This window comes from Terrabacter sp. AAH1, from assembly GCF_054456855.1.
Map to the genome: position 1 here is coordinate 94,133 of NZ_JBTJJV010000015.1, position 24,319 is coordinate 118,451.

Sequence of the window (24,319 nt, forward strand, 5' to 3'; positions counted from 1 at the left end):
TTCGACGAGAGGCGGACGGCATACGGCGGCTCAGCCCTCCTGCATCGGGATGCGGACGCCGCGCTCGCGCGCGACCTGGTCGGCGAGGTCGTAGCCCGCGTCGACGTGGCGGATGACGCCCATGCCGGGGTCGTTCGTGAGCACGCGCGCGAGCTTCTGGGCCGCGAGGTCGGTGCCGTCGGCGAGGGAGACCTGGCCGGCGTGGAGGCTGCGGCCGATGCCGACGCCGCCACCGTGGTGGATCGAGACCCAGCTCGCGCCCGAGCTCGTGTTGACGAGCGCGTTGAGCAGCGGCCAGTCGGCGATGGCGTCGGAGCCGTCGGCCATCGACTCGGTCTCGCGGTACGGGCTGGCGACCGAACCGCTGTCGAGGTGGTCGCGGCCGATGACGATCGGGGCGCTGACCTCGCCGGTGCGGACGAGCTCGTTGAAGGCCAGGCCGGCCTTGTCGCGCTCGCCGTAGCCGAGCCAGCAGATGCGGGCAGGCAGGCCCTGGAAGGCGATCCGTTCCTGCGCGCCACGGATCCACTTGTGGAGGCGGTCGTTGTCGGGGAAGAGGTCGAGCACGGCCCTGTCGGTCGCGGCGATGTCCTTCGGGTCGCCCGAGAGGGCCGCCCAGCGGAACGGGCCCTTGCCCTCGCAGAAGAGCGGGCGGATGTAGGCCGGCACGAAGCCGGGGAACTCGAAGGCGCGGTCGTAGCCACCCTGGCGGGCCTCGTCGCGGATCGAGTTGCCGTAGTCGAAGACCTCGGCGCCGGCGTCCTGGAACTCGACCATCGCCTTGACGTGCTTGGCCATCGACGCGCGGGCCCGGTCGGTGAAGTCCTCCGGCTTCTTCTCGGCGTACTCGGCCCAGTCCTCGAGCGCGACGCCCTCGGGAAGGTAGGACAGCGGGTCGTGGGCCGAGGTCTGGTCGGTCACGATGTCGATCTCGACGCCGCGGCGCAGCAGCTCGGGGAAGACCTCGGCGGCGTTGCCGACGACGCCGACCGACCAGCCGCGGCGCTCGCGCTTGGCCGCGAGGGCCCTCTCGATCGCGTCGTCGAGGTCGACGGCGACCTCGTCGAGGTAGCGGTGCTCGACCCGGCGGTGGAGGCGGGCCGGGTCGACGTCGACGATCAGGCAGGCGCCGTCGTTGAGGGTGACGGCGAGCGGCTGCGCGCCGCCCATGCCACCGCAGCCGCCCGTGAGGGTCAGGGTGCCGGCGAGCGTTCCGCCGAAACGCTTCTCGGCGACGGCGGCGAAGGTCTCGTAGGTGCCTTGGACGATGCCCTGGGTGCCGATGTAGATCCACGAGCCGGCCGTCATCTGGCCGTACATCGTGAGACCGAGGTGCTCGAGGCGGCGGAACTCCGGCCACGTGGCCCAGTCGCCGACGAGGTTGGAGTTGGCGATGAGCACGCGCGGGGCCCACTCGTGGGTCTGCATGACGCCGACCGGACGCCCGCTCTGGACGAGCATCGTCTCGTCCTGCTTGAGGGTCGTCAGGGTGCGCACCATGGCGTCGAAGGACTTCCAGTCGCGCGCCGCTCGGCCGGTGCCGCCGTAGACGACGAGGTCGTCGGGGCGCTCGGCGACCTCAGGGTCGAGGTTGTTCATGAGCATCCGCAGCGGGGCCTCGGTGGCCCACGACTGCGCGGTCAGCTGCGTGCCGCGGGCCGCGCGGACGGGACGTGCACCTTCCATGGCGATCTCCTTGTGCGTGAGGGAAGTTCGGGTCAGTTGAGGGGGCCGGTGACGGACTCGGCGGCGGCGAGGACGTCGCCGGCGACGACCGCCGCGTGCGCACCCTCGATGTCGGGGGCGAGGAACCGGTCGGGTCCGGGGGTGGCGTCGGTGTGCGTGTCGAGGGCCGCGATGACGGCCGCCGCCGCGGCACCGGGCTCGAGGGGCGCCCGCAGCCGTATGCCGCGTGCTGCCGTGAGCAGCTCGATGGCGAGCACCCTGCCGAGGGCGTCGACCGACCGGCGCAGCTTGCGCGCGCCCGACCAGCCCATCGACACGTGGTCCTCCTGCATGGCCGAGCTCGGGATCGAGTCGACGGACGCCGGGACCGCGAGCCGCTTCAGCTCGGAGACCATCGCGGCCTGCGTGTACTGGGCGATCATGAGCCCCGAGTCGACGCCGGGGTCGTCGGCGAGGAACGGCGGCAGGCCGTGGCTGCGGGCCTGGTCGAGGAACCGGTCGGTGCGGCGCTCGGCCATGGAGGCGACGTCGGCGACGACGATCGCGAGGAAGTCGAGCACGTAGGCCACCGGGGCACCGTGGAAGTTGCCGTTGGACTCGACGCGACCGTCGGGCGTCACCACGGGGTTGTCGACGGCAGAGGCGAGCTCGGCCGCGGCGACCCGGGCGGCGTGCTCGACCGTGTCACGGGCCCCGCCGTGCACCTGGGGTGCGCAGCGGAGGGAGTAGGCGTCCTGCACGCGCGTGCACTCCTCGGTGCGGTGCGACTCGCGCATCGGCGAGTTCGCCATGACCGCGCGGAGGTTCGCGGCCGACGCGCCCTGCCCGAGCTGCGGGCGCAGGGCGTGCAGGTCAGGGGCGAAGACGTCGTCGGTGCCGAGCAGCCCCTCGACGCTCATCGCGGCCGAGATGTCGGCGACCTTGAGCAGGTGGCGGAGGTCGTGGATCGCGAGCACGAGCATGCCGAGCATGCCGTCGGTGCCGTTGATGAGGGCGAGGCCCTCCTTCTCGGCGAGCACGATCGGCTCGATCCCGTTGTCGCGCAATGCTGTTGCCGCGTCGGTGGCGGTGCCGTCCTCGAGCCGCACCGGGCCCTCGCCCATGACGGCCAGCGCGCAGTGGGAGAGCGGGGCGAGGTCGCCGGAGCAGCCGAGCGACCCGAACTCGTGCACGACGGGGGTGATGCCGGCACTCAGCACGGCGGCATACGCCCTCGCGGTCTCGAGGCGCACCCCGGTGCGTCCCGTGGCGAGGGTCGAGAGGCGCAGCAGCATGAGGGCGCGGACGACCTCGCGCTCGACCTCCGGACCGGTGCCGGCGGCGTGCGAGCGCACGAGGGAGCGCTGCAGCTGGGCGCGCAGCGGCGTCGGGATGTGCCGGGTCGCGAGAGCGCCGAAGCCGGTGGAGACGCCGTAGTGGGCCACCGTGTCGTTGGCGAGCGCCTCGACGACCTCACGGCTGCGGGCGATCTCGGCCTCGGCCTCGGCGGACAGCTCGACGCGCGCGCCGTGGCGGGCGACCGCGACGACGTCGTCGGCGCTGAGCGGGCCGGTGCCGACGATGACGGTGGGGCGTTCGTTCATGGCTCCCATCGAACCGCCGACGCACTGGCGCGGGCGGCCGTCGAGGCGCACAATTGTCTCGGATGCGAGACGACGGCGATCGCGAACAGGAGGTGGCACCGTGTCCAACGCCCCGGCCGCCGCCAACGCGCTCGACGTCCTCGAGCACCTCTCGCGCCACGCCGAGCCCCTGCCAGCCGCCTCCATCGCGCGTGACCTCGGGCTCCCCCGCAGCTCGGTCTACCACCTGCTCAAGGTGCTGCACGGCCGCGGCTACGTCACCCACTACGTGGAGGAGCGGCGCTTCGGTCTCGGCCAGGCGGCCTACGAGCTGGGGTCGGCCTACCAGCGGCAGGCGCCGCTCGCCCGCGTCGCCCGGGCGGCGATGCGACGCCTCGTCGACCAGTGCGGGCGCAACGCCCACTTCGCCACGCTCGACGGGCGCGACGTCATCTACCTCCTCGAGGAGCGCGCCCCCGGCCAGCCGATGCTCGTCACCGACGTGGGCGTCCGTCTTCCCGCACACCTCACGGCGAGCGGGCTCGCGATGCTGTCAGCCCTCCCGGCCACCCAGGTGCGCGCGCTCTACCCCGACCGGGCGTCGTTCGTGCAGCGCAGCGGCGGTGGCGGGCCGCGCTCGCTCGCCGAGCTGCGCAGCATCCTCGCCCGCACGCGTGCCGACGGGCACGCGCGTGAGGAGGGCACCGTCACACCCGACCTCTCGTCGGTCGCCGTGCCGGTGCTCGACCGCGGCGGCCGGCCGCTGGCCGCGGTCGCGCTCACGCTGCGCACCGCTGATGCCTCGTCGGAGCACGTCGGCGACCTCGTCGCCCGGGCACGCGTCGCCGCGGAGGACGTCGGTCGCCGGCTGAGCCCGAGCGCGGTGATGACCCGGCGCTGATCCCGGCTTTTCGCCGGCTCCTTCCCTAGGGTGCAGGGATGGACCTCTTCCTCGTCGGCGGCGGGTGGGACGACGATCGTGCCCGCGACGTCTACGGCGGCTTCGTCGACGCAGCAGCGCGCAGAGCCGGCCGGACGCCCCGCGTCCTCCTCGTCGTCATGGGCACCGACCCCGAGTCGCTCGAGTACCACGAGCGCTACCGGCGCGCTCTCGGGCTCGTCGGCGGGCACGAGCTGGAGATCGCGCGGGTCGAGGAGGGGTCGCAGTTCGACACGTCCGCCCTGGAGGACATCGACGGGCTCTTCGTCGGCGGTGGACCGACGCCCGAGTACCACGCGTCCCTCTCGCCCGCGTACGCCGAGATCCGCACGCGCGTCCACGCGGGCCTGCCGTATGCCGGCTTCTCCGCAGGTGCCGCCGTGGCCGGCACGCACGCCGTCATCGGCGGGTGGCGGGTGGACGGCCGACCGGTCTGCCCCGAGGACAGCAACGAGGAGCTCGACCCGCTGACCGTGGTCGGGGGCATCGGCCTCGTCGACGGGGCGGTGGACGTGCACGCGGCGCAGTGGGGCAACCTGTCACGACTCGTCGCCGTGGTGCAGGAGGGCCTCGCACCGCGTGGCGTCGCCATCGACGAGGACACGGTCCTCGGGCCCGGTGGTGTCGTGCGAGGTGCCGGGCACGTGTGGGACGTCGAGCGCACCTCCGACGGGGCGGTCGCGGTGCGGCGCCGCTCGGCCGGTCAATAGGCTCGGGGCATGCGCGCCATCACGATCCCCGAGCCCGGAGCCGCCGACAGCCTCGTCCTCGACGAGGTGCCCGACCCCGAGGCGGGGCCCGGTCAGGTGCTCATCGACGTCGTGGCGGCGGGGGTCAACCGCGCCGACGTCATGCAGCGCCTCGGGCACTACCCGCCGCCGCCCGGCGCGCCGGAGTACCCCGGCCTCGAGGTGAGCGGCCGCATCGCCGCCGTCGGCGAGGGCGTCGGGCAGTGGCACGTGGGTGACGAGGTCTGCGCGCTCCTCGAGGGTGGCGGCTACGCCGAGAAGGTAGCGGTGCCCGCCGAGCAGGTGCTCCCGGTGCCCCGCGGCGTCGACCTCGTCGACGCGGCGGGCCTGCCCGAGGTGGCCGCAACCGTGTGGTCCAACGTCTTCCTCGTCGCGAACATCCAGCCCGGCCAGGTGCTGCTCGTCCACGGCGGCAGCTCGGGGATCGGCACGATGGCGATCCAGCTGGCCAAGGCCGTCGGTGCCCACGTCGCCGTGACGGCCGGCAGCCAGCAGAAGCTCGACGCGTGCCGCGACCTCGGAGCGGAGTTCCTCGTCAACTACAAGGAGGAGGACTTCGTCGAGCGCCTGCGCGAGCTGACGAAGGGCCACGGCGCCGACGTCATCCTCGACAACATGGGCGCGAAGTACCTCGGCCGCAACGTCGAGGCGCTCGCGACGAACGGCCGGCTCGTCACCATCGGCCTCATGGGCGGCCGCCGGGGCGAGCTCGACATGGGCATGCTCCTCGCCAAGCGTGCCGCGGTCATCGCGACCTCGCTGCGAGCCCGCCCTGCCACCGAGAAGGCTGCCATCGTGGCCGCCGTGCGCGAGCACGTGTGGCCGCTCGTCGAGTCGGGCGACGTGCGCCCGATCATCCACTCGCGCCACCCGCTCGAGCACGCCGCCGAGGCGCACCGCGAGATGGAGGCCTCGGGCCACATCGGCAAGATTCTCCTGACCACCTGAGCATCACTGTGCCGCGGGACGATCCGGCTGTGTCCGACTCGTCCCGTGTCGCCCGCGCGGCCACCGGCGTACCGTCGTCACGTGGACCACTTCGCCACGAAGCGGCCCTCCCACCACCACACGAGTACCGGGAGGCACCTGCAGTGTTCATCCAAGTGATTCAGGGCAAGACCCACGACGCGGACCGGCTCCACGCCCGCATGGACGCCTGGCGCGACGAGCTCGAGCCGGGCGCCACCGGCTGGCTCGGCGGCACCTACGGCATCGACGACGACAACGAGTTCATCGGCGTGGTGCGCTTCGACTCGCGGGAGTCGGCGATGCGCAACAGCGAGCGCCCCGAGCAGGGCGCCTGGTGGGCCGAGACGGAGCAGTGCTTCGACGGCGAGGTGACGTTCCACGACTGCGACGACGTGACGATGATGCTCGACGGCGGGTCCGACGACGCGCAGTTCGTCCAGGTCATCCAGGGCCGCATCAGCGACCAGGAGAAGTTCCGCATGATGCGCGACATGCCGATGGACACGCTCCACACCGAGCGGCCCGACATCCTCGGCGGCACCATCGCGGTCGACAAGGACGGCTGGTTCACCCAGACGATGGCGTTCCGCACCGAGGCAGAGGCCCGCGAGGGCGAGAAGAAGGCCATGCCGCCCGAGATGATGGAGCAGATGGCCGACATGGACAAGGCCATGAGCGACGTGCAGTACCACGACCTGCACCACCCGTGGTTCGCGACGGCAGGCGCCCGCTGACGGATCGGGAGCCACGCGGCTGCGACCGAGCGGCGCGCTGAGCGCAGCGACGGGGTCCGTGCGTCCTGACGGGGACGCACGGGCCCCGACCTCGTGCCGCCGCTGGGTGAGGCAGGATGGGACGCATGAGCGACGACGCGAGCCGCCAGGGTCAGGTCACCGACGACGGCGCGACGAACGACGATCCCCGCATCGTCGTCGTGACGCCCGACGGCATGGGCGTCGCGACACCCCTCACCGACGGCAACGACGGGAGCGACGAGGGACACGGCCGGAGCCGCGAGCGTCGCGAGTCCGACGAGCAGCGCGAGCGCACCAACCCGGCCGACCTCGTCGAGGAGCCGGCCAAGGTGATGCGCATCGGCTCGATGATCAAGCAGCTGCTCGAGGAGGTGCGCAACGCACCGCTCGACGAGGCCGGCCGCCGCCGGCTCGCCGACATCCACCACCGCTCACTCGAGGAGCTCAAGGACGGCCTCGCGCCAGAGCTCGTCGAGGAGCTCGACCGCATCGCCCTGCCCTTCCGCGACGACTCCCCCACCGACGCCGAGCTGCGCATCGCCCAGGCCCAGCTCGTCGGGTGGCTCGAGGGCCTCTTCCACGGCATCCAGACGGCGCTCGTCGCGCAGCAGATGGCGGCGCAGCAGCAGCTGCAGCAGATGCGCGCCCTGCCGCCCGGTCCCGGCGCGTCCTACGGCACGCCCCCCGGCACCCACCCGGAGCCGCACCCCGGCGAGGTGGGCCCGACGGGCCAGTACCTCTGAGGCCCGGGTGCCGTCCGGGGCGTCGCGTCAGAGCCAGCTGGAGCGTTCGCGCTCGGTCGGGACCACGGCGGTGTTCCACTGCGAGAACGGCCGCTCGAGCTTGTAGCGGCAGTCGGGCTGGCGCAGCAGCACGACCGGCTCGGCGTTCGCCGGGTTGTCGAGCGACTCGAAGTACTCGACGCTCCAGTGGAACCAGCGCATGCAGAAGAGCCGCATCGTCAGGCCGTGCGTCACGATGACGACGTTGCGGGGGGCGGCGGGCGTCTCGAAGTTGCGGTGCATCGACTCGAGGAACGTCGACACACGGTCGTAGACGTCGGAGCCCGACTCCCCGTGGGTGAAGCGGTAGTAGAAGTGCCCGTAGCGGTCGCGCAGCGCCTTCTGCTCCGCGATGTCGGCCGGGTCCTGGAAGTTCGCCCAGTCCTGCTCGCGCAGGCGCGGCTCCACCCGCACGTCCCGCTCGGCGACCGGTAGTGCGAGCGCCTCGAGGGTCTGCCGGGTGCGCACGTAGGGCGAGACGTAGACCTCGACGGACTCGCCGTCGCGCACCTCGCGCAGCCTCTCGCCGGTCGCGCGCGCTTGCTCGAAACCCTTGTCGGTCAGGCTGATCCGGTGGTCCGGCACCCGTTCGTAGACCGTGTCGTCGAGGTTTCCCTCCGACTCCCCGTGCCGCACGAGGATGATCCGGTTCGGCCGGTGCTCGAGGCTCACCGGTTCAGACTACGGTCGCGCCGACCCCTTGCTGCCCAGGGCGCGACGAGCAGCAGCAGCCACGCGAAGCCGACGACGAAGCTCGCCACGAGGATGACGACCCCGGCCGACCCGCCGAGGAGGCGCTGCCCGAAGGCGAGCAGGACGGCATACGCCATCAGGAGCGCGCCGACGACGGCCTTGCGGTGGACGGGTCCCACGTCTGCTCCTCGCGTCGTCGCCGGGATGGCCCCATGGCAGCAGGCCGACGTGAACGGCGGGTGCTCCCGAGGTGACAGGTCAGGGTCCGGTTAGGGTGAGGCGGTGCGACAGGTGCGGAACCTGCTGGCCGGCGACAGCCCTTGGCTGCGCCGCGGGTCGCACGTGCTCAAGTGGCTCGCCGTGCTCGCGGCGTGCTACCTCGGCGGGGTCGCCGCGACGAACCTCGCGCCAACGGTGGCCGAGACGTCGCAGTACCGCGCCGTGCTGCGGCTCGACCCCGTGCCGCGGCACTCGCCGGTCCTCCACGCCCCGACGATCGTCGGCGACGTCGACGTGCAGTTCGCCTCTCCCGTCGTCGCGCCCGGTCTCGACGTGCAGGTGGCGGTGCGCGAGGAGATCACGAACCTCTTCACCCGACCGAACGTCGACATCAAGGCGTTGCAGCCCTCGAACGACGAGATCTCGGCGGCGATCGGGCAGGCCGCGCGGGGCGTCGGGCTCCGCTTCGTCCTCGGCGCCGGCGCCATCGCGGTGCTGCTCGCCCTCGCGTCGCACTACATCCGGCAACGCAACACCCGCCGCCACCACGTCGCGTTCGTCGCCTCGGCGATGGTCGTCGCGACGGCCGGCACCTTCGCGGGGATCGCCGTGACCTACCAGCCGGCACGCTTCGCGGAGTACCGCACCAGCGGTGTGCTCGGCGTCGTCCAGCGCAACGCGGGCCTGCTCGCCGACGTCGAGGCCCGCGCCACCCAGGTGACGCCGTACTTCCGCAACCTGCTCGCCGTCACGCAGGCCCTCCAGCAGAAGTACGTCGCCGGCACCGTCGAGGGGCCGCCCTCGGCCCGCTTCCTGCTCGTCTCCGACATCCACGGCGCCAACCAGTACGCCCTGATGCGCACGATCATCGAGCAGGAGGACATCGACGCCGTCATCGACAGCGGCGACCTCGTCAACTTCGGGCGCGTGCAGGAGGGCGACGCCGCCGGCATCTACCGCTCCATCCAGTCGCTGGGCGTCCCCTACGTCTTCACGAGCGGCAACCACGACCAGTCGTCGCCGACCGACCGGGCCGTCCTCGCCCGCATGGCGCGCATCCCCAACGTCGTCCTCCTCGAGGACGCCGCGGGCGGCCTGCGGGAGCTGTCGTTCCACGGCCTGCGCATCACCGGCTTCAACGACCCGCGCTACTTCGGCGACGACAACGCCGACCCCACGGCCAAGGCGAAGCCGGCCGCGGAGCGCTACAACGCAGCCGTGGCCGACGAGCCCGAGCCCGACCTCGTCGTCACCCACGAGCCGTATGCCGCCGAGCAGGTCGAGCGCGGACGCCTCCTCGTCAACGGACACATCCACACCCCCGCCCTCGAGGGCAACCGCATCCAGGTCGGCACGTTCACCGGCGGCGGGGTCGTGTCGCACTACTCCGAGGGCGCGGGGCAGGAGCTCAACGGCCAGCCGTACTCCTTCGACATCGCGCAGTTCGGCACGTCGTGCGAGCTGACCTCGCTCACCCGCTACTCGTTCCGCAACCTGCTCGAGGGACGGCCGGCGTACGACAGCGTGCAGGTCGTGAGCGGCGCGCGCATCGACCCCTACCGGCCCCCGGCCACCGTGCAGCAGCCGGGCCAGACGCAGCCCGACCCCGAGAAGCGCATCTGCAGCCGCCTCGAGGACACGACGTTGCGACCCATCCCGGTGGCGGCGTCGGCCCCGTCGACGTCGACGATCACCCCGTAGCGCTCACCCCTTGAGGTCGGGGAACTGGTCGTCGCGCCACTCGAGGTCGGGCTGGCTGCCGCCGAGCGCCTCGAGGTCGCGCTCGCGGCCACGCAGCTCGACGCGGCGGATCTTGCCCGAGATCGTCTTGGGCAGCTCGAAGAACTCGACCCGGCGCACCCGCTGCCACGGCGCGAGCTTCTCGCGGGCGTGGGCGAGGATCGAGCGCGCCACCTCCTCGCCGGGCTCGTGGCCGGGGGCCAGGGCGATGTACGCCTTGGGCACCGCGAGGCGCACCGGGTCGGGTGACGGCACGACCGCCGCCTCGGCCACCGCGGGGTGCTCGATGAGCACCGACTCGACCTCGAACGGGCTGATCTTGTAGTCGCTCGCCTTGAAGACGTCGTCGGTGCGCCCGACGAAGGAGATGTAGCCCTCGGCGTCGACCGAGGCGACGTCGCCCGTGTGGTAGAAACCGCCGGCCATGGCGTCGGCGTTGCGCTGCTCGTCGCCCTGGTAGCCGGTCATGAGGGGGACGGGCCGGCGGGAGAGGTCGAGGCAGATCTCGCCCTCGCGGTTGCCCTCCGGATCGGCCTCGGTGACAGGCTCGTTCGTCACCGGGTCGACCACCACGACGGGGTAGCCGGGGAGCGGCCGGCCCATCGATCCGGGCTTGACGACCGAGCCCGGGGTGTTGCCCACCGACAGCGTCATCTCCGTCTGGCCGTAGCCGTCGCGGATCGTCAGGCCCCACGCCTTCTCGACCTGCGCGATGACCTCCGGGTTGAGCGGCTCGCCCGCACCGACGACCTCGCGCAGCGCACCCGGCCCGCCGGTGAGGTCGCTCTTGATGAGCATCCGCCAGACGGTCGGGGGCGCACACATCGACGTCACCTGGTGCTCGCGCAGGACGCGGAGCAGCGCGGCCGCGTCGAAGCGGGCGTAGTTGTACACGAAGATCGTCGCGTCGGCGATCCACGGCGCGAAGAACGAGGACCACGCGTGCTTGGCCCAGCCGGGGCTGCTGATGTTGAGGTGCACGTCGCCGGGCTGCAGGCCGATCCAGTACGTCGTCGTGAGGTGCCCGACGGGGTAGGAACGCTGCGTGTGCTCGACGAGCTTGGGTCGGCTGGTCGTGCCCGAGGTGAAGTAGAGCAGCAGCCGGTCGTCGGGTCCGGTGCCCGGGTGAGCCGCCGGCGCGGCGTCGGTCGAGTGGGCATCGGCGTACGCGTGCCAGCCCTCGAGCTCGCCGCCGGTCGCGTCGCTGCCGACGGCGACCCGCAGGAAGTCGCCGGGCAGCTCGTCGAGCTTGTGCACCTCCGACGCGTTGGTCACGACAGCCCGTGCCGCGACCCGCTCGATGCGGTCGGCGAGGTCGCCGGGGCCGACGGCGGTGGTCGTCGGCACGATGACGGCGCCCAGCTTCATGACGGCGAGCATCGTCTCCCACAGCTCGACCTGGTTGCCGAGCATGAGCACGACGGAGTCGCCCCGGCCGACGCCCAGGGAGCCGAGCCACGCCGCGGCGCGGTCCGAGCGCCGGGCCATCTCGTCGAAGCTGACCGTCGCCGACGACTCGTCCTCCTGGACGATGGTCAGCGCCGGCGCGTCGTTGCCGCGCGCAATGGCGTCGAACCAGTCGACGGCCCAGTTCCAGCGGTCCCCGACGTCGGGGAAGGTGAACTCCTGCACGGCTCTCGCGTGGTCGCCCCGCAGCTCGACCAGCTGGTCGCGGGCTGCCCGGTAGGCGGCCGTCGGGTCCGTGGTTCCGGTCGTGGGTCCGGTCGCGGTTCCGGTCGTGGCGTCGTCGCTCGGGTGGCTCATGGCTCCGACCTTGCCACGCGCAGGCCCGGGCTAGAAGAAGCGACCCCGACCGATCCGTGGTCAGGGCCGGTCAGGCGCGCCGGACCGCCACGTCGACGGCGCAGCGGGCCCGGCCGGTGACGACCATGGCCAGGACACCGAGCGCCACAGCGAGGCCGCTGATGACGCCGAAGGCCTCGCGTGACGGTGCGCCGAACCATCCGAGGACCCCGCCGGCGACGGCGAGGAAGACCGCGCTGGCCATCGACGCGGCCATCTGTCCGCCGGCGTTGTGGCGGCCCTGGTCGGCATCGTCGGACGCTCCCATGGTGAGCACCGACAGGGTGCTCGACGTCAGGCCGATGCCCAGGCCGGCCACGGCCCAGCCCGTGAGGCCGACGGCGGTGGGTGCATCGGCCCAGACGATGAGGCTCGTCGTGGCCAGGCCGGCGGTGAGCAGCCCGAAGCCGAGCCGCAGCAGGAGCATGGGCCGGCCGTCGAAGCGGCTCTGCAGCGCCGAGCCCGCCGACCACGTGACGCCCGTGATGCTGAGGCTGATCCCCGCCGTCAGGGGCCCGTGGTGGCGCAGCACCGTGAGCACGAGCGGCAGGAACGCGCCGACGCCCATGAAGGCGGCGCTGAGCAGGCCGCGCAGCGCGACGACCCCGCCGATGCCGCAGGCGGCGCGCAGCGAGCCCTCCGGCAGCAGTCGCCTCGCCGCCAGCGCGAGCGCCACGAGCGAGGCGGCGAGGACGAAGACGTGGGCGCCCGAGCCGAGCGCGCTCGTGGCGCCCTGGTCGGCACCGCTGCCCGACGCGGGTCGCTCGGCCACGACGCTGAGGGTGACGAGGGCCGTGGCGGCCACGAACGCCCATGGCAGCACGCGGCGCAGCGGTCGTCGCTCTGCCGAGGTGGGGTCGGGTGCCGCCTGAACTCGTGCCGCCGGTGCAGCCGCCTCGGAGGCTGCGATCGCCGGCCGCAGGGCGAGCCAGACCGGCGCGAGCACGACCGGGCCGGCGGCGAAGACCCATCGCCAGCCGACGGCCTCGGTGACGGCTCCGGTGAGGGCGGGACCGAGCACCGAGGGCAGCACCCAGGCGGCGGCGAAGAGCGCCATGACCCGCGGGCGCAGACGTGGGTCCAGGGCGCGGGCGACGAGCACCATGACCCCGACGTCGAGCAACCCCTCGGCCAGCCCCCCGAGCAGTCGCCCGGCGACGAGCAGCGGGAGGGTCGCGGCGGTCGCGGTCGCGAGCATCCCGACGAGGAAGGCGAGCATCCCGGCGCGCAGCACGGGCGCAGGACCGCGGCGGTCGGCCCACCACCCGGCAGCAGCGAGCGCCACGAGGTAGGACGCCAGTGGGGCGGCGGTCACGACGCCGTAGCCGGCGATGGAGTCGAGCTCGCCGAGCACGCTCGGGAGGGCCGTCGATACGGCCCGGTTCTCGAAGGCGCCGAGCGTCACGAGCGCGACGACGCCGAGGGCGAGCGGCGCGTGGTCACGGGAAAGCAGCCGGGGAACGGGTTCGGTGGCGGTCGCGTGTCGGGTCACACCCGAGAGCGTGCAACCTCAAGCCAGCTTGAGGTCAACACCCATCGCGTATGCCGTCAGGCCGGGTCGTCCCCGTCCGATCCGTCACGCGGCCGGCGCGGCCGCTCCTCGGCCAGCCGGGGCCGGTCGCGAGGGTCCCGGCGGCCCTGGCGGATGACCGTCGTGTCGTCGGGCCCGGCGCCCTCGCCGTAGGAATCGCCGTAGCCCTCGCCGTCGACGTCGCCCGGGCCGCCGGAACCGTTGCCGTGACGGCGGCGGCGCAGGTCGTCCTCGTCGATGAGGCGGTTGATGAGCTGCTGGACCTCGTTGCTGCGCGGGATGTTCGCGAGGTTCTCGTCGGGGCTGTCGCCCGCCGACTCGATGTGCAGCGACCCCGAGCGGATGAGCCGGTCGAGGACGGTCTGCTGGAAGCTCACGTCGGTGATCTTCGACAGCGTGATGTCCTTGCCGTTCTTGGTGAGGATGCCGCGGCGCACCATGACGCGGTGCGAGGTGATGACGTAGTGCGTCGTGCGCCAGCGCAGGTAGGGCACGACGACGGCCGGGACCGCGACGACCACCAGCACGATGACCGCGGCCCACTGGATGCGGTTGCCGGTGGTGTCGTCGGGGGTCACGACGGCGATGGCGATGCAGACAGCGGCGAGCAGCAGGCCGAAGATCGTCGGCACCACCACCGTGAGCCAGTGCGGGTGCAGGTCTCGCTCGACCTTCTCGCCCTTGGCCAGCACGTTCTCGGGGAAGCCCATCGTCGATCCTCCTGTCGCTGAGGCCCCCTCGGGCCTCCGGAACCACGGTGCACTGCCAGCCTAGGCCGTCGGCCCGGCCGACGCGGGCCCTCGACGGCGGCGCGTCGACTTCGGCTCGCGGGCTCGCCCGTCGGGCCCTACTGTCCGGTAAGGGACGTGTGACCTGCGGCACAACAGCCGGCGTCGGCGCCCCTTCGCATGGCTCTGCAGTGCTCGGCGTCATCAGCCTTCCACCCACAAAGGAGTGTGTCGTGAAGAGCAAGTCCGTCAGGTCCTCCAGTTCCACCTCCCCCACCATCCGCAGGCGTGCCCTCGGGGCCGGCCTCACCGCCCTCGTCGGAGTCGGCGCCACGTTGGCGCTCGGCGCACCGGCTGTCGCCGCCGGCGCGTCCTACGTCGCTCTCGGCGACTCGTACTCGTCGGGCACCGGCACCCGCACCTACATCAGCGACGGCACGTCGTGCCAGCGCTCCGTCTACGCCTACCCGTCGCTCGACGCGGCCTCGCTCGGCTTCGCCCTCACCTTCCGCGCCTGCTCCGGCGCCACCGTCGCCGACGTGACGAACACCCAGCTGTCGGCGCTCACGAGCTCGACGGCATACGTGACGATCTCGGTGGGCGGCAACGACGCCGGCTTCGCCGACGTGCTCACGGAGTGCGCACAGCCGGCCTGGATGAGTGACTGCAACGGGGCCATCGACGGCGCGCAGAGCATCATCAACAACACGTTGCCGGGGCGCCTGTCGACGCTCTACTCCTCGATCCGCACCAAGGCGCCTAACGCGAAGGTGATCGTCGTCGGCTACCCCCGCATCTTCAACGGCCAGGACTGCAACGCGTTCACGTGGTTCTCGCCGACCGAGGAGTCACGGCTCAACGCGACGGCCGACCTGCTCAACTCGCGCACGTCGAGCGCCGCGACCGCCCGTGGCTTCACCTTCGTCAACCCGACGGCGAAGTTCGTCGGGCACGCCGTGTGCGACAGCCCGGAGTGGCTCAACGGCCTGTCCAGCCCGGTCAGCGAGAGCTACCACCCGAACGTCGCGGGTCACCGGGACGGCTACGCCGTCGTGACCAAACCGGCGTTCGGGGCCACCCTCGCGGCGAAGACCGGATCGGCCACCTACTCGGCCGACGCCATCGCTGCGGGCAACCGCAGGTATGCCGCCGCCGACCGCACGATCACGCCGGAGCGGTTCGTCGCCCCCGACCTCACCACCGCCGAGGCGAAGGCCGCGGCCAGGCGCGCCGGCGTCGACCTGCGAAGCCGCGCGAGCATCGACGCCGCCGACCGCGCGTGGTCGCAGCGGCAGTCCGCGGGGGTGCGGTGACGTCGTGTGTGACGTCACGTTGAAGACGTGATGAGGTCGTCGGGCGCCGCCCGGCCGAGCCACCTAGTCTGACCGGGTGCGCTACGACGACATCATCATCGGGGCCGGACACAACGGCCTCACGGCCGCCGCCTACCTGGCCCGCGCGGGAAGGACCGTCCTCCTCCTCGAGCGTTCGGACCGGGTGGGCGGCGCAGCCGTGTCGGCGCAGGCCTTCGCCGGTGTCGATGCCCGGCTGTCGCGCTACTCCTACCTCGTCTCGCTGCTGCCGCGGCAGGTGCTCGCCGACCTCGACCTCGACCTGCGGCTCATCCGGCGCCGCTACTCCTCCTACACGCCGGTGCCGGGCAACCCCGACCGTGGGATTCTCGTCGACAACGCCGACGCGGCCGCGACCCGCGCGGCGTTCCGCTCCCTCACGGGGGGCGACGACGCGTATGCCGGGTGGACCGACTTCTACGCGCGCATGGGTCGGGTGGCCGAGCGCCTCTTCCCCACCGTGCTCGAGCCGTTGCGGTCGCGCGACGACGTGCGGGCGCTCGCCGGCGACGACGCCCTCTTCGACGCCCTGACGACGAGACCCGTCGGCGAGCTCATCGAGTCGGTGACCTCCGACGACACGCTGCGCGGCATCATCGCCACCGATGCCCTCATCGGCACGTTCGCCTCGCTCGACGAGGGTGACCTGCGCCAGAACATCTGCTTCCTCTACCACCTCATCGGGGGTGGCACCGGCGACTGGGACGTGCCCGTCGGCGGCATGGGTGCTCTCACCGACTCCCTTGCGGCAGCGGCGGCCTCGGCCGGAGCCACCATCGTGACGGGCGCTGACGTGACGTCGGTGGACCCGTCCACGGGCGAGGTGGCGTGGGCCGGAGGATCGGCCGGCAGCGGCAGCGCAGTCGGCGGTTCGATCGTCGCCGGGTGCGCACCCACCGTGCTCAACCGGCTGCTCGCCGCCTCCGGTGCCGAGCCGGTCGACACCGAGGCCGACGTCGAGGGCGCCCAGCTCAAGGTCAACATGCTGCTGACCCGGCTCCCCCGGCTGCGGGACGCCTCGGTCGACCCGGCCGCCGCGTTCGCCGGCACCTTCCACATCAACGAGGGCTACGGACAGCTCGAGCAGACGTATGCCGCAGCGCGCGACGGGCGCATCCCCGACCTGCCGCCGTGCGAGATCTACTGCCACACGCTGTCGGACCGCTCGATCCTCGGCCCTGACCTCGCCTCGACCGAGGCGCAGACCCTGACGCTGTTCGGGCTGCACCTGCCGGCACGACTCTTCCGCGACGACAACGAGACGGCGACCAAGGACGCGCTGCTCGCGACGATCCGCTCGCTCGACTCGGTGCTCGGCGAGCCGATCGAGTCGGTGCTGGCGCGCGACGTGCACGGCAACCCGTGCATCGAGGTGAAGTCGCCCGTCGACCTCGAGCAGTCGGTGGGGTTGCCGGGCGGCAACATCTTCCACCGCTCGCTGCAGTGGCCCTGGGCGGAGCGCGACGCCGAGGTGGGTGCGTGGGGCGTCGAGACGGCATACGCCAACGTGCTGCTCGGCGGCGCGGGCGCGCGGCGCGGGGGCGGCGTGAGCTCGATCCCCGGCCACAACGCCGCCAGGGCGATCCTCGGCTGAACCCCCGCGTCGGGTCAGGCCGGCCAGACGCCCGAGCTGCCGCGGCGGTGGCTGGTGAGCAGGTGCGTGTCGACGATGCCGACGGCCTCCATCAGGGCATACATCGTCGTCGGGCCGACGAAGGAGAAACCCTTCTTGCGCAAGGCTTTCGACAGCGCCTTGCTCTCCTCGGAGACGGTCGGCACGTCGGAGTGGTCGTTGGGTCGTGGCGTGTCGGTCGGCTGGAACGCCCAGACGAAGTCGACGAGGCCCCCCTCGTCGCGCAACGCGATCGTGGCGCGGGCATTGGCGATGGTCGCCTGGATCTTGCCCCGATGGCGGATGATGCCGGCGTCGGTGAGCAGTCGCTCGACGTCGCGGTCGGTGAACGTCGCGACGACGTCGGGGTCGAAGTCGGCGAAGGCCGCGCGGAAGTTCGGCCGCTTGCGCAGGATGGTGGCCCACGAGAGGCCGGACTGGAATCCCTCGAGGCAGATGCGCTCGTAGAGGCCGCGCTCGTCGCGGATCGGCATGCCCCACTCGGTGTCGTAGTAGTCCATGAGCAAGGGGTCGACCGAGGCCCACGTGGGGCGGGCGAGCCCGTCTGCACCAACGACCGTCATGGCGCCGACCCTAGGACAGCGCCAGGCGCATGATGACGCGGGGGAAGCCACCCGAGATGGAGTCGGTGTCGGCGGCCTTCGTGAAGCCGGCGCGCTCGAAGAGGCCGCGGGTGCCGACGTACGCCATCGTGAGGTCGACCTTGGCCCCGTGGTTGTCGACGGGGTAGCCCTCGACCGCCGGCGCACCGTGCTGCCGGGCGTAGTCGACGGCGCCCTCGAGCAGGGCGTGCGAGATGCCTTGGCGCCGATGGCCCGGGCGGACCCGGATGCACCAGACCGACCACACCGGGAGGTCGTCGACGTGCGGGATCTTCGTCGAGCGCGCGAACGGCAGCTCGGCGCGAGGAGCCACTGCGGCCCAGCCGACGACCTCGTCGCCGTCGTAGGCGAGGACGCCGGGCGCGACCTCGCGGCTGCAGAGGTCCCGGACGTAGTCGCCCCGGGCGGCCCCGACCAGCTGCCTGCTGGTCCTCGAGTCGAGGCGGTGGCTCAGGCACCAGCAGACGGTGCTGGCAGGGTTCTTCGGGCCGAGCATCGTGGCCACGTCGTCGAAGCGTTGCAGCGTGGCCGGCCGGACGTCGATGGTCATGGTGGGCAGGTTAGCCAGTGGCGCCGACAGTGATGAGGACGCCGACAGTGACGAGCGCAGCGACAGGGACGGAGTCGGAGCGGGAATGGTGGTGGGGTGACGTCGCCCGCAGACCCGTACGAGGGAGTCGACCTCTCGACCCTCGACCTGCGGGCGCACCCGGAGCTCTATCGCGTCGGTCGCGGTGAGCAGGGCGTCCTGCGGGTGCAGCCGTACAAGGACGAGCTGCTGCCGTTGTGGCGCTTCCGCACGCCCGAGGTCGCCCGCGAGAGCGCAGCGGCGATCCGGTCCCGGTTCGATGCGTACCTGGAGGCCGGAGACCTCGTGGGCGCGGACGTGGCGCGCAAGTACCTCCAGATGGGGTTCACGCGCGCCCGGCGCTACGCCAACCACGCGGGCGGCAAGAAGTACGACGGGCCGGTGCCGGCGGATCGGCGGGGGCAGAGCGGCTCGCACGGCCGGCGCGAGCTGCCCCGCGGGCCCGAGGACCCGGAGAAGGCGGAGTCGGCCCGCATCTTCAAGGCGGCTTGGGATGCCGTCGAACAGCTCGAGGCGTACACGTCCTGGCGCTCCGAGCACCGGAACCGGTACGGCTGAGCCGACGCGGGGGGGTCGCGCCCTTTTTGCCGGTTTCGTGGGTGTACGGGTACTTACGCGCCTACCGTGGCGTGACGGCACACGGCCGCGTCACGCCGCCCCGGAGGCACCATGAAGACCACTCCCATCACGCCTGCTCCGACTACCCGCGCCCGCCGCGACCGCCGCGCCCGCCGAGCCCGCCGAGCCCGCCCCTCCGTGCTGGCCGGCCTGACCGTGCTGCTCGCTGCGGCGCCGCTCGCGACGGCTGCGGCCCCCGCGAGCGCTGCCCTGACCTACCAGCAGCAGGTGGTCCAGCTCGTCAATGCGCAGCGGGCCAAGGTCGGCTGCCGGGCGCTCGTCACCGATGCGCGTCTCGCTCGGGCTGCGCAGGCGCACTCGGCCGACATGGCCAGGCGCCGCTACTTCTCGCACACGTCACCCGACGGCCGCACGTTCGTGCAGCGCATCAGGGCCCAGGGCTACCCCGGCACCCGGCTGGGCGAGAACATCGCGGCCGGCTACCGCACGCCCTCGACCGTGATGGCGGCGTGGATGAAGAGCGCCGGCCACCGGGCCAACATCCTCAACTGTCGTTACACGGCCATCGGCGTCGGCTACGCGACGGGCGGCCCGTACGGCACCTACTGGACCCAGGACTTCGGCGGCTGACCCAGGAAGGCCGCAGCGTCAGAAGGGCGGCGGGTCGTCGATCTCGTGCGAGCCGTCACGCGGATGGTCGCTCGATCGATCCTGTGGCGGTGACTCTCGGAGGGCTTCGAGCCAGTCGTGGGGACGGCTCGTGTAGCGACGCCTCGCCGCCGTGCGCCAGCGGACGGTGTCGTCGTCGGGGTCGCGTTCGGCGTGCCAGTGCCCGTGGGTGCGGACGTTGTGGTGCAACCGGTGCTTTGCGGTGAAGTTGGTGGATGCCGTCGGGCCGTGCGGCCACGGGATGTCGTGGTCGAGGTCGCAACGGGTGGCCGGGACGGTGCAGCCGGGGCCGCGGCACGTCCCGTCGACGGCTTCGACGTGCGCCCGCATCTCTGCGGTCGGGCGGTAGGCCTGCGTCTCCAGCCGGAGCGCGGCGCCCGTCTCGGCGTCGACGAGGAGGCGGCGCCAGGTCGACTCGGGGCCGAGCATGATCTGGCGACCGTGCTCGGCGCTGACCCAGCCGTAGCCCGGGATCTCGCAGGGCGCATCGGTGAGCCCCAGAGCCGTGCTGACCGGAATGACGATGGTGACCACCGCGGCCGAGCGCCGGCCCACCTTCGTGCGTCCGAAGAGGTCCGCCGGCGCGGCATCCACGTCGCCAGCAGCAGGCGGGGACCCGATCGCACCGACGGAAACAGCGCCGCTCGCGGTCTCGACCGCGACGGCGACCTTCGGGGACGCAGGGGCTCGTGGTGACGGGTCGATCTGACCGAAGGCCACCGCGCCGGTGATGGCGTCGGCCCGCAGCTGGTCGAGCGAACGCGGGTCACCGGCCTGTCGCGCGGCACGTGCGAGGGCATCGGCGCGCTCCATCACGGCGATGACCTTGTCGGCGTCGTTGGTGACGGTGAGCACCCCGAGGCCGTCGCCGTCGATGCGGGCGTGGGCACCACGCCGCCTCCTGGCCGCGCGCCTACGGGCCGCAGCCTCACGGTCGGCGGCCAGACAGGTGCGAGTCAGTCGCTGACGGAACAGCGTCGGCGATGGCGGCGCGTCGTCCTTGGCCCGCAGCGTCGCCTCGACGATGCCAGGCCCCGCTTCCGGCGGGAGCCGGCGGATCTCGCGCTCGATGGTGCACGCGCGATGCAGGCTCACCTCGCCCCTCGACAGGCGCAACCGCAGCTCGGCCACACCAGGACTTCGTGTCGTTGCCAGGTCGAGTCGGGCGCCCACCTCCTGCTGCCCCAGACCCGTCGCCGTTGCGACCTCGAGCACGGTCAGATCAGTGACGTCGACCCAGCCGGCCGGTCGCGGATGTCCGAGGTCGGCAGCCCGGGCCTGCTCCCCCGCATCGATCGTCGCCTCCAGCCGTGCGAGCGCCTCGAGCGCGACGCCGTCGAGCACCGACTTGCAGCGCTCCACGGCCTCCACGATCCGCAGCTCGCCGCTGGCCATCGCCTCGGTGTCCGCGAGCGGCGCCACCGCCAGGTCGTCGGTCGCAGCGGCGAGGAGCTCGGCGACGAGGGCCGGCAACTGGCGCTCGAGCACGACGCGCGCCACCTCACGTCGGACAGCCCGCACAGCCGCTGAGCGGCCATGGACAGGCACCGCAGTGCGCGTCGCGGCCCGCACCGCGTAGAGCTGCGAGAGGTGGGACAGGTCCAGCAGGACGTCGGAGACGTCATGCTGGACCTCGGAGGCGGCGCGCAGGCCGTGGAGCCCTCGAATGCCATGCCACCCTCCTCACGTATGTCCTTGTCATACTTTAGCACACTTGTTCGAGAAAGGTTCCACGGGCGCACCCTCACCGTCGCAACCCAGCACCGGTGCGGCCTGTCTCCTCCGCGCGACGCTCGCTCCGTGGGTGAGGATGGGCACATGCGCCCAGCCGACCGGCCGCCCACCCCCGACGACACGATCGGAGCCCGCGACCTCACGTCGTGGCACAGCCGGTTCGGCCGCTGGCTCGTGGCCGTCACGACGCGCACGGTGCAGTGGTCGTCGGCGCACCTGGCCTTCGTCGTCTTCGCGGCGGTCGCCATCATCGTCATGGTCGGACTCGTCGAGGGCATCGAGACCGTCTACGAGAGCGTCGTCCGGAACAACTCGCTCTCCGCGGTCGACCAGCCGGTGCTCGATGCGGCGGTGGGCCTGCGCTCCCCCGCCCTCGACTCGGCCGTCACCACCTTCACCGACATCGGCGGACCGGTCGGCATGCCGATCCTCGCCACTCTCGCCGTCGCCGTCATCACGTGGCGACGGCGCCGCTGGACGCCCATCGTGCTCGCCGTCGTCGCGGCGGCCGGTTCCCTCGCCATGACGATCGTCGGCAAGGACTTCGTCGACCGGGCCCGCCCACCGGCCGCGCTGGCCGTGCCTCCGCTCGAGGTCTCGCCCAGCTTTCCCAGCGGTCACACCCTCAACGCGACCGTGCTGACGGCCGTGGTCGCGTACCTCGTCCTCATCGAGACGACCGCCACCTGGCAGCGCGTCGCCACCGTCACGGTGGCCACGGTGTTCGTGCTCGCCATGGGCCTCTCACGCGTCTTCCTCGGACACCACTGGCTCACCGACGTCGTCGCCGGGTGGCTCATCGGCCTCGCCTGGGCGCTCGTGGTGGTCACCGCCCACCGGCTGTGGCTGACCCTGCGCCAGCGCCCTCAGGCAGTGGCACGGCCCCTCACCCCTTGACGCCTCCTTCGTTCGCGCCCCGGATGAAGTAGCGCTGGAGCGCGAAGAAGAGCACCGCGACCGGGATCGTCGCCAGCAGGGCGGTGCCGAGCTTGAGGGGGTACTGGGTGCCGGAGCCCAGCTGTCCGCTCGTCAGGCTGGCCAGGCCGGTGACGAGCGTCTGGTGCTCGGGCGTGCCCTTGGTCACCACGAGGAAGTGGGAGAACTCGTTCCACGAACCCTGGAACGACAGGATCGTCAGGGTGATGAGCGCCGGCTTGGCCATCGGCAGCACCACCGACCAGAAGGTGCGGAAGATGCTCGCGCCGTCCATCCGGGCCGCCTCCTCGATCGAGACCGGCACCGAGTCGAAGAACTGCTTCATGATGAAGACGCCTGCGGCGTCGACGATGAGGGGCAGGATCATCGCGGTGTACGTGTCGTAGATGCCGAGGTAGTTGACCATGAGGAACTTCGGGATGAGCAGGGCCACGCCGGGGACCGCCATCACGGCGAGCAGGGCTGCGAAGACGGCGTTGCGGCCGCGGAACTGCAGCCGCGACAGGGCGTAACCGGCCAGCGAGTCGAGGAAGACGCGCGCGGCCGTCACGACGAGGGTGACGATGAACGAGTTCTGGACCCAGGTCGTGACGGGCACCGAGGAGTCGCCGGTCTGACCGAAGATCCGCTGCCACACCTGGGTCGTGACGGGGTTCGGCACGAGTGACAACGGATTGTTCGCCGCGTCGGGGTCGGTCTTGAACGACGTCGAGATCTGGATGAGGAAGGGGTAGATGAAGAACACCGCGAAGGCGAGCAGTGCGGCATACAGCAGGATCGTCTTGACGGGGTTGGACCGGCGCTCGATCACTTGCGGCCTCCGAGTCGGAAGAGGGGCTTGCGGTCGTCCTTGTCGGTCAGCACGTAGCGCTGCAATCGCGTCAGGACGACGATGATGAGGAAGACGACGAAGGCCATGGCTGCACCTGAGCCGTAGCGGAAGTTGCCGAAGCTCTGCTGGTAGGAGAGGAAGGCCGGGCTCAGGGTCGTGCCGTCGGGCTGCCCCTTGCCCATGACGTAGATCTGGTCGAAGACCTGCCACGTGCCGATGATCCCGAGCGTGATGACGAGGAAGAGCGCCGGCTTGATCATCGGCAGCGTCACGTGCCGCAGCTTCTGCCAGCGCGACGTGCCGTCGAGGGCCGCCGCCTCGTCGATCTCGACGGGCAGGTCCTGCAGCGCCGCGATGAACATCAGCATGAAGGTGCCCGACGTCGTCCAGATGACGAGGAAGATGATGACGAACATCGCGACCGACGGGCCGGAGAGCCAGTCCCAGAGGGTGCGTCCGAAGATCTCACCCTGGGCCCACGAGGGGTTGTCGACCCCGACCGCGTTGAAGGCGAGGTGGAGCAGGCCTCGGCTGTCGGTGAACCACTGTGGCCCGTCGATGCCGAACAAGGCGAGGAAGGCGTTGACGGCGCCGGTGTTGGAGAAGAGGAAGAGGAAGACCGTCGCGATGGCGATCGAGCTCGTCACCGACGGGAAGTAGAAGGCGGTGCGGAAGAAGCTGCGGCCCTTGAGCATCGTGTTGCTGACGAGCAGCGCGAGCCCGAGTGCGAGGGCCGTTTGCAGCGGGACGACGAGCAGCACGTAGTAGAAGGTGTTGCCGATCGACTGCATGAAGTTGTCGCGGGTCAGGCCGTCGCGCGCAAACAGGTCCGTGTAGTTCTTCAGACCCACGACATCGGTGCCCTGCCCGACCTGGAAGGGGTTTGAGTTGCCCTGCCAGTTGGTGAAGCTCACCCACAGGGCCATCCCGATCGGGATGACGAGGAAGACCCCGAGGATGACGATCATGGGGGCGACGAAGAGCCAGCCCGCCGCGCCTTCTCGCCCGCGTAGGCCGCCCCGGTTGCGGCGCGGCGCACGTCGGGCGCCGGGAGCGCCGGCCTGGCCGGTCGGGGTGCCCGCGGAGACCGCGGCCGCCTGCCCGGCTCGCGCGCCGGACGCGGTGACGTCGTCCGGGGGACGTTCGTCGATGGATGCCATGAAGCCCTCCTGGGGATCGGCGACCGTGGGGAGAGAGTGGCGTCCGCCCGCCGCGCCATGAGGTGGGCGGACGCCA

The 24,319-nt window shown here is 71.9% G+C and carries 23 protein-coding genes; 11 read left to right on the forward strand and 12 right to left on the reverse strand.

Annotated elements, in window-relative coordinates:
- Positions 1-30: 30 nt before the first annotated feature.
- The gene (hutU, locus tag ACXR8F_RS18635; RefSeq protein WP_458802772.1) at positions 31-1,686 is read right to left on the reverse strand and encodes a urocanate hydratase; all 1,656 of its coding nucleotides are present in this window, start codon (positions 1,684-1,686) and stop codon (positions 31-33) included.
- Positions 1,687-1,718: 32 nt separating this feature from the next.
- The gene (gene hutH, locus ACXR8F_RS18640) at positions 1,719-3,269 is read right to left on the reverse strand and encodes a histidine ammonia-lyase (RefSeq protein WP_458802774.1); all 1,551 of its coding nucleotides are present in this window, start codon (positions 3,267-3,269) and stop codon (positions 1,719-1,721) included.
- 100 nt (positions 3,270-3,369) lie between these two features.
- On the opposite strand from hutH, the gene ACXR8F_RS18645 reads away from it, so the two are divergent.
- From ACXR8F_RS18645 to ACXR8F_RS18665, 5 genes are all read left to right on the forward strand, one after another.
- On the forward strand, positions 3,370-4,149 hold the full coding sequence (locus ACXR8F_RS18645; protein WP_045191194.1) for an IclR family transcriptional regulator: 780 nt from the start codon (positions 3,370-3,372) through the stop codon (positions 4,147-4,149).
- A gap of 38 nt (positions 4,150-4,187) precedes the next feature.
- Complete coding sequence (locus ACXR8F_RS18650; protein ID WP_458802776.1) at positions 4,188-4,898, forward strand: Type 1 glutamine amidotransferase-like domain-containing protein; 711 nt, start codon at positions 4,188-4,190, stop codon at positions 4,896-4,898.
- Positions 4,899-4,907: 9 nt separating this feature from the next.
- On the forward strand, positions 4,908-5,885 hold the full coding sequence (locus ACXR8F_RS18655) for an NAD(P)H-quinone oxidoreductase (RefSeq protein WP_458802778.1): 978 nt from the start codon (positions 4,908-4,910) through the stop codon (positions 5,883-5,885).
- 143 nt (positions 5,886-6,028) lie between these two features.
- Complete coding sequence (locus tag ACXR8F_RS18660; protein WP_045191191.1) at positions 6,029-6,640, forward strand: hypothetical protein; 612 nt, start codon at positions 6,029-6,031, stop codon at positions 6,638-6,640.
- Positions 6,641-6,765: 125 nt separating this feature from the next.
- Positions 6,766-7,404 carry a bacterial proteasome activator family protein gene (locus ACXR8F_RS18665; protein WP_045191190.1) on the forward strand — a complete coding sequence of 213 codons (639 nt, stop codon included), beginning with the start codon at positions 6,766-6,768 and terminating at the stop codon, positions 7,402-7,404.
- 27 nt (positions 7,405-7,431) lie between these two features.
- On the opposite strand, the gene ACXR8F_RS18670 is transcribed toward ACXR8F_RS18665, so the two are convergent.
- Both ACXR8F_RS18670 and ACXR8F_RS18675 read right to left on the reverse strand, forming a co-directional pair.
- Complete coding sequence (locus ACXR8F_RS18670) at positions 7,432-8,115, reverse strand: histidine phosphatase family protein (protein WP_458802781.1); 684 nt, start codon at positions 8,113-8,115, stop codon at positions 7,432-7,434.
- Complete coding sequence (locus ACXR8F_RS18675) at positions 8,112-8,315, reverse strand: hypothetical protein (RefSeq protein ID WP_045191188.1); 204 nt, start codon at positions 8,313-8,315, stop codon at positions 8,112-8,114. Before ACXR8F_RS18675 ends, ACXR8F_RS18670 begins: the two co-directional genes overlap by 4 nt.
- Before the next feature lie 103 nt (positions 8,316-8,418).
- On the opposite strand from ACXR8F_RS18675, the gene ACXR8F_RS18680 reads away from it, so the two are divergent.
- Entirely contained in the window at positions 8,419-10,056 is a 1,638-nt protein-coding gene (locus ACXR8F_RS18680; RefSeq protein WP_458802783.1) for a metallophosphoesterase family protein, read from the forward strand.
- 3 nt (positions 10,057-10,059) lie between these two features.
- Here the strand turns inward: ACXR8F_RS18680 and ACXR8F_RS18685 are convergent, their stop codons facing one another.
- The 3 genes from ACXR8F_RS18685 to ACXR8F_RS18695 all read right to left on the reverse strand — a co-directional run bounded on the left by ACXR8F_RS18685 (position 10,060) and on the right by ACXR8F_RS18695 (position 14,139).
- Positions 10,060-11,859 (reverse strand): AMP-binding protein, encoded by a 1,800-nt coding sequence (locus tag ACXR8F_RS18685; protein ID WP_458802785.1) that lies wholly within the window; start codon positions 11,857-11,859, stop codon positions 10,060-10,062.
- Positions 11,860-11,929: 70 nt separating this feature from the next.
- Positions 11,930-13,390, reverse strand: coding sequence for an MFS transporter (locus ACXR8F_RS18690; RefSeq protein WP_045191186.1), 1,461 nt, complete (start codon positions 13,388-13,390; stop codon positions 11,930-11,932).
- A gap of 56 nt (positions 13,391-13,446) precedes the next feature.
- Entirely contained in the window at positions 13,447-14,139 is a 693-nt protein-coding gene (locus ACXR8F_RS18695; RefSeq protein WP_458802787.1) for a PH domain-containing protein, read from the reverse strand.
- A 251-nt stretch (positions 14,140-14,390) separates the two neighbouring features.
- Here ACXR8F_RS18695 and ACXR8F_RS18700 point away from each other — a divergent pair, with 251 nt between their 5' ends.
- Positions 14,391-15,470: an SGNH/GDSL hydrolase family protein gene (locus ACXR8F_RS18700; protein WP_458802788.1), complete on the forward strand. Its 1,080-nt coding sequence runs from the start codon at positions 14,391-14,393 to the stop codon at positions 15,468-15,470.
- A 76-nt stretch (positions 15,471-15,546) separates the two neighbouring features.
- Positions 15,547-17,103, forward strand: a complete 1,557-nt coding sequence (locus ACXR8F_RS18705) for a phytoene desaturase family protein (protein WP_458802790.1) — start codon at positions 15,547-15,549, stop codon at positions 17,101-17,103.
- A gap of 14 nt (positions 17,104-17,117) precedes the next feature.
- Here the strand turns inward: ACXR8F_RS18705 and ACXR8F_RS18710 are convergent, their stop codons facing one another.
- Together ACXR8F_RS18710 and ACXR8F_RS18715 are read right to left on the reverse strand one after the other, a co-directional pair.
- Positions 17,118-17,705 carry a DNA-3-methyladenine glycosylase I gene (locus ACXR8F_RS18710; RefSeq protein WP_458802791.1) on the reverse strand — a complete coding sequence of 196 codons (588 nt, stop codon included), beginning with the start codon at positions 17,703-17,705 and terminating at the stop codon, positions 17,118-17,120.
- Between the two features lie 10 nt (positions 17,706-17,715).
- A complete protein-coding gene (locus tag ACXR8F_RS18715; RefSeq protein ID WP_045191182.1) occupies positions 17,716-18,294 on the reverse strand; it encodes a GNAT family N-acetyltransferase in 579 nt (192 codons plus the stop codon).
- 96 nt (positions 18,295-18,390) lie between these two features.
- On the opposite strand from ACXR8F_RS18715, the gene ACXR8F_RS18720 reads away from it, so the two are divergent.
- Together ACXR8F_RS18720 and ACXR8F_RS18725 are read left to right on the forward strand one after the other, a co-directional pair.
- The gene (locus ACXR8F_RS18720; protein WP_458802794.1) at positions 18,391-18,891 is read left to right on the forward strand and encodes a DUF4385 domain-containing protein; all 501 of its coding nucleotides are present in this window, start codon (positions 18,391-18,393) and stop codon (positions 18,889-18,891) included.
- Positions 18,892-19,002: 111 nt separating this feature from the next.
- Positions 19,003-19,542: a CAP domain-containing protein gene (locus tag ACXR8F_RS18725; protein ID WP_458802796.1), complete on the forward strand. Its 540-nt coding sequence runs from the start codon at positions 19,003-19,005 to the stop codon at positions 19,540-19,542.
- An 18-nt stretch (positions 19,543-19,560) separates the two neighbouring features.
- On the opposite strand, the gene ACXR8F_RS18730 is transcribed toward ACXR8F_RS18725, so the two are convergent.
- On the reverse strand, positions 19,561-21,069 hold the full coding sequence (locus ACXR8F_RS18730; protein ID WP_458802798.1) for an HNH endonuclease signature motif containing protein: 1,509 nt from the start codon (positions 21,067-21,069) through the stop codon (positions 19,561-19,563).
- Positions 21,070-21,399: 330 nt separating this feature from the next.
- On the opposite strand from ACXR8F_RS18730, the gene ACXR8F_RS18735 reads away from it, so the two are divergent.
- Positions 21,400-22,212: a phosphatase PAP2 family protein gene (locus tag ACXR8F_RS18735; protein WP_458802800.1), complete on the forward strand. Its 813-nt coding sequence runs from the start codon at positions 21,400-21,402 to the stop codon at positions 22,210-22,212.
- On the opposite strand, the gene ACXR8F_RS18740 is transcribed toward ACXR8F_RS18735, so the two are convergent.
- Positions 22,202-23,062: a carbohydrate ABC transporter permease gene (locus tag ACXR8F_RS18740; protein WP_045191177.1), complete on the reverse strand. Its 861-nt coding sequence runs from the start codon at positions 23,060-23,062 to the stop codon at positions 22,202-22,204. The genes ACXR8F_RS18735 and ACXR8F_RS18740 overlap by 11 nt on opposite strands.
- Entirely contained in the window at positions 23,059-24,243 is a 1,185-nt protein-coding gene (locus tag ACXR8F_RS18745; protein ID WP_458802802.1) for a carbohydrate ABC transporter permease, read from the reverse strand. The genes ACXR8F_RS18740 and ACXR8F_RS18745 overlap by 4 nt, the downstream gene beginning before the upstream one ends.
- Between the last annotated feature and the right edge of the window lie 76 nt (positions 24,244-24,319).

Excerpts from the sequence above, each read along its gene's own strand:
- hutU (WP_458802772.1), bottom strand. The coding sequence starts at position 1,686 with ATGGAAGGTGCACGTCCCGTCCGCGCGGCCCGCGGCACGCAGCTGACC.
- hutH (WP_458802774.1), bottom strand. The coding sequence starts at position 3,269 with ATGAACGAACGCCCCACCGTCATCGTCGGCACCGGCCCGCTCAGCGCC.
- ACXR8F_RS18650 (WP_458802776.1), top strand. The coding sequence starts at position 4,188 with ATGGACCTCTTCCTCGTCGGCGGCGGGTGGGACGACGATCGTGCCCGC.
- ACXR8F_RS18655 (WP_458802778.1), top strand. The coding sequence starts at position 4,908 with ATGCGCGCCATCACGATCCCCGAGCCCGGAGCCGCCGACAGCCTCGTC.
- ACXR8F_RS18665 (WP_045191190.1), top strand. The coding sequence starts at position 6,766 with ATGAGCGACGACGCGAGCCGCCAGGGTCAGGTCACCGACGACGGCGCG.
- ACXR8F_RS18685 (WP_458802785.1), bottom strand. The coding sequence starts at position 11,859 with ATGAGCCACCCGAGCGACGACGCCACGACCGGAACCGCGACCGGACCC.
- ACXR8F_RS18695 (WP_458802787.1), bottom strand. The coding sequence starts at position 14,139 with ATGGGCTTCCCCGAGAACGTGCTGGCCAAGGGCGAGAAGGTCGAGCGA.
- ACXR8F_RS18710 (WP_458802791.1), bottom strand. The coding sequence starts at position 17,705 with ATGACGGTCGTTGGTGCAGACGGGCTCGCCCGCCCCACGTGGGCCTCG.
- ACXR8F_RS18715 (WP_045191182.1), bottom strand. The coding sequence starts at position 18,294 with ATGACCATCGACGTCCGGCCGGCCACGCTGCAACGCTTCGACGACGTG.
- ACXR8F_RS18725 (WP_458802796.1), top strand. The coding sequence starts at position 19,003 with ATGAAGACCACTCCCATCACGCCTGCTCCGACTACCCGCGCCCGCCGC.
- ACXR8F_RS18735 (WP_458802800.1), top strand. The coding sequence starts at position 21,400 with ATGCGCCCAGCCGACCGGCCGCCCACCCCCGACGACACGATCGGAGCC.
- ACXR8F_RS18745 (WP_458802802.1), bottom strand. The coding sequence starts at position 24,243 with ATGGCATCCATCGACGAACGTCCCCCGGACGACGTCACCGCGTCCGGC.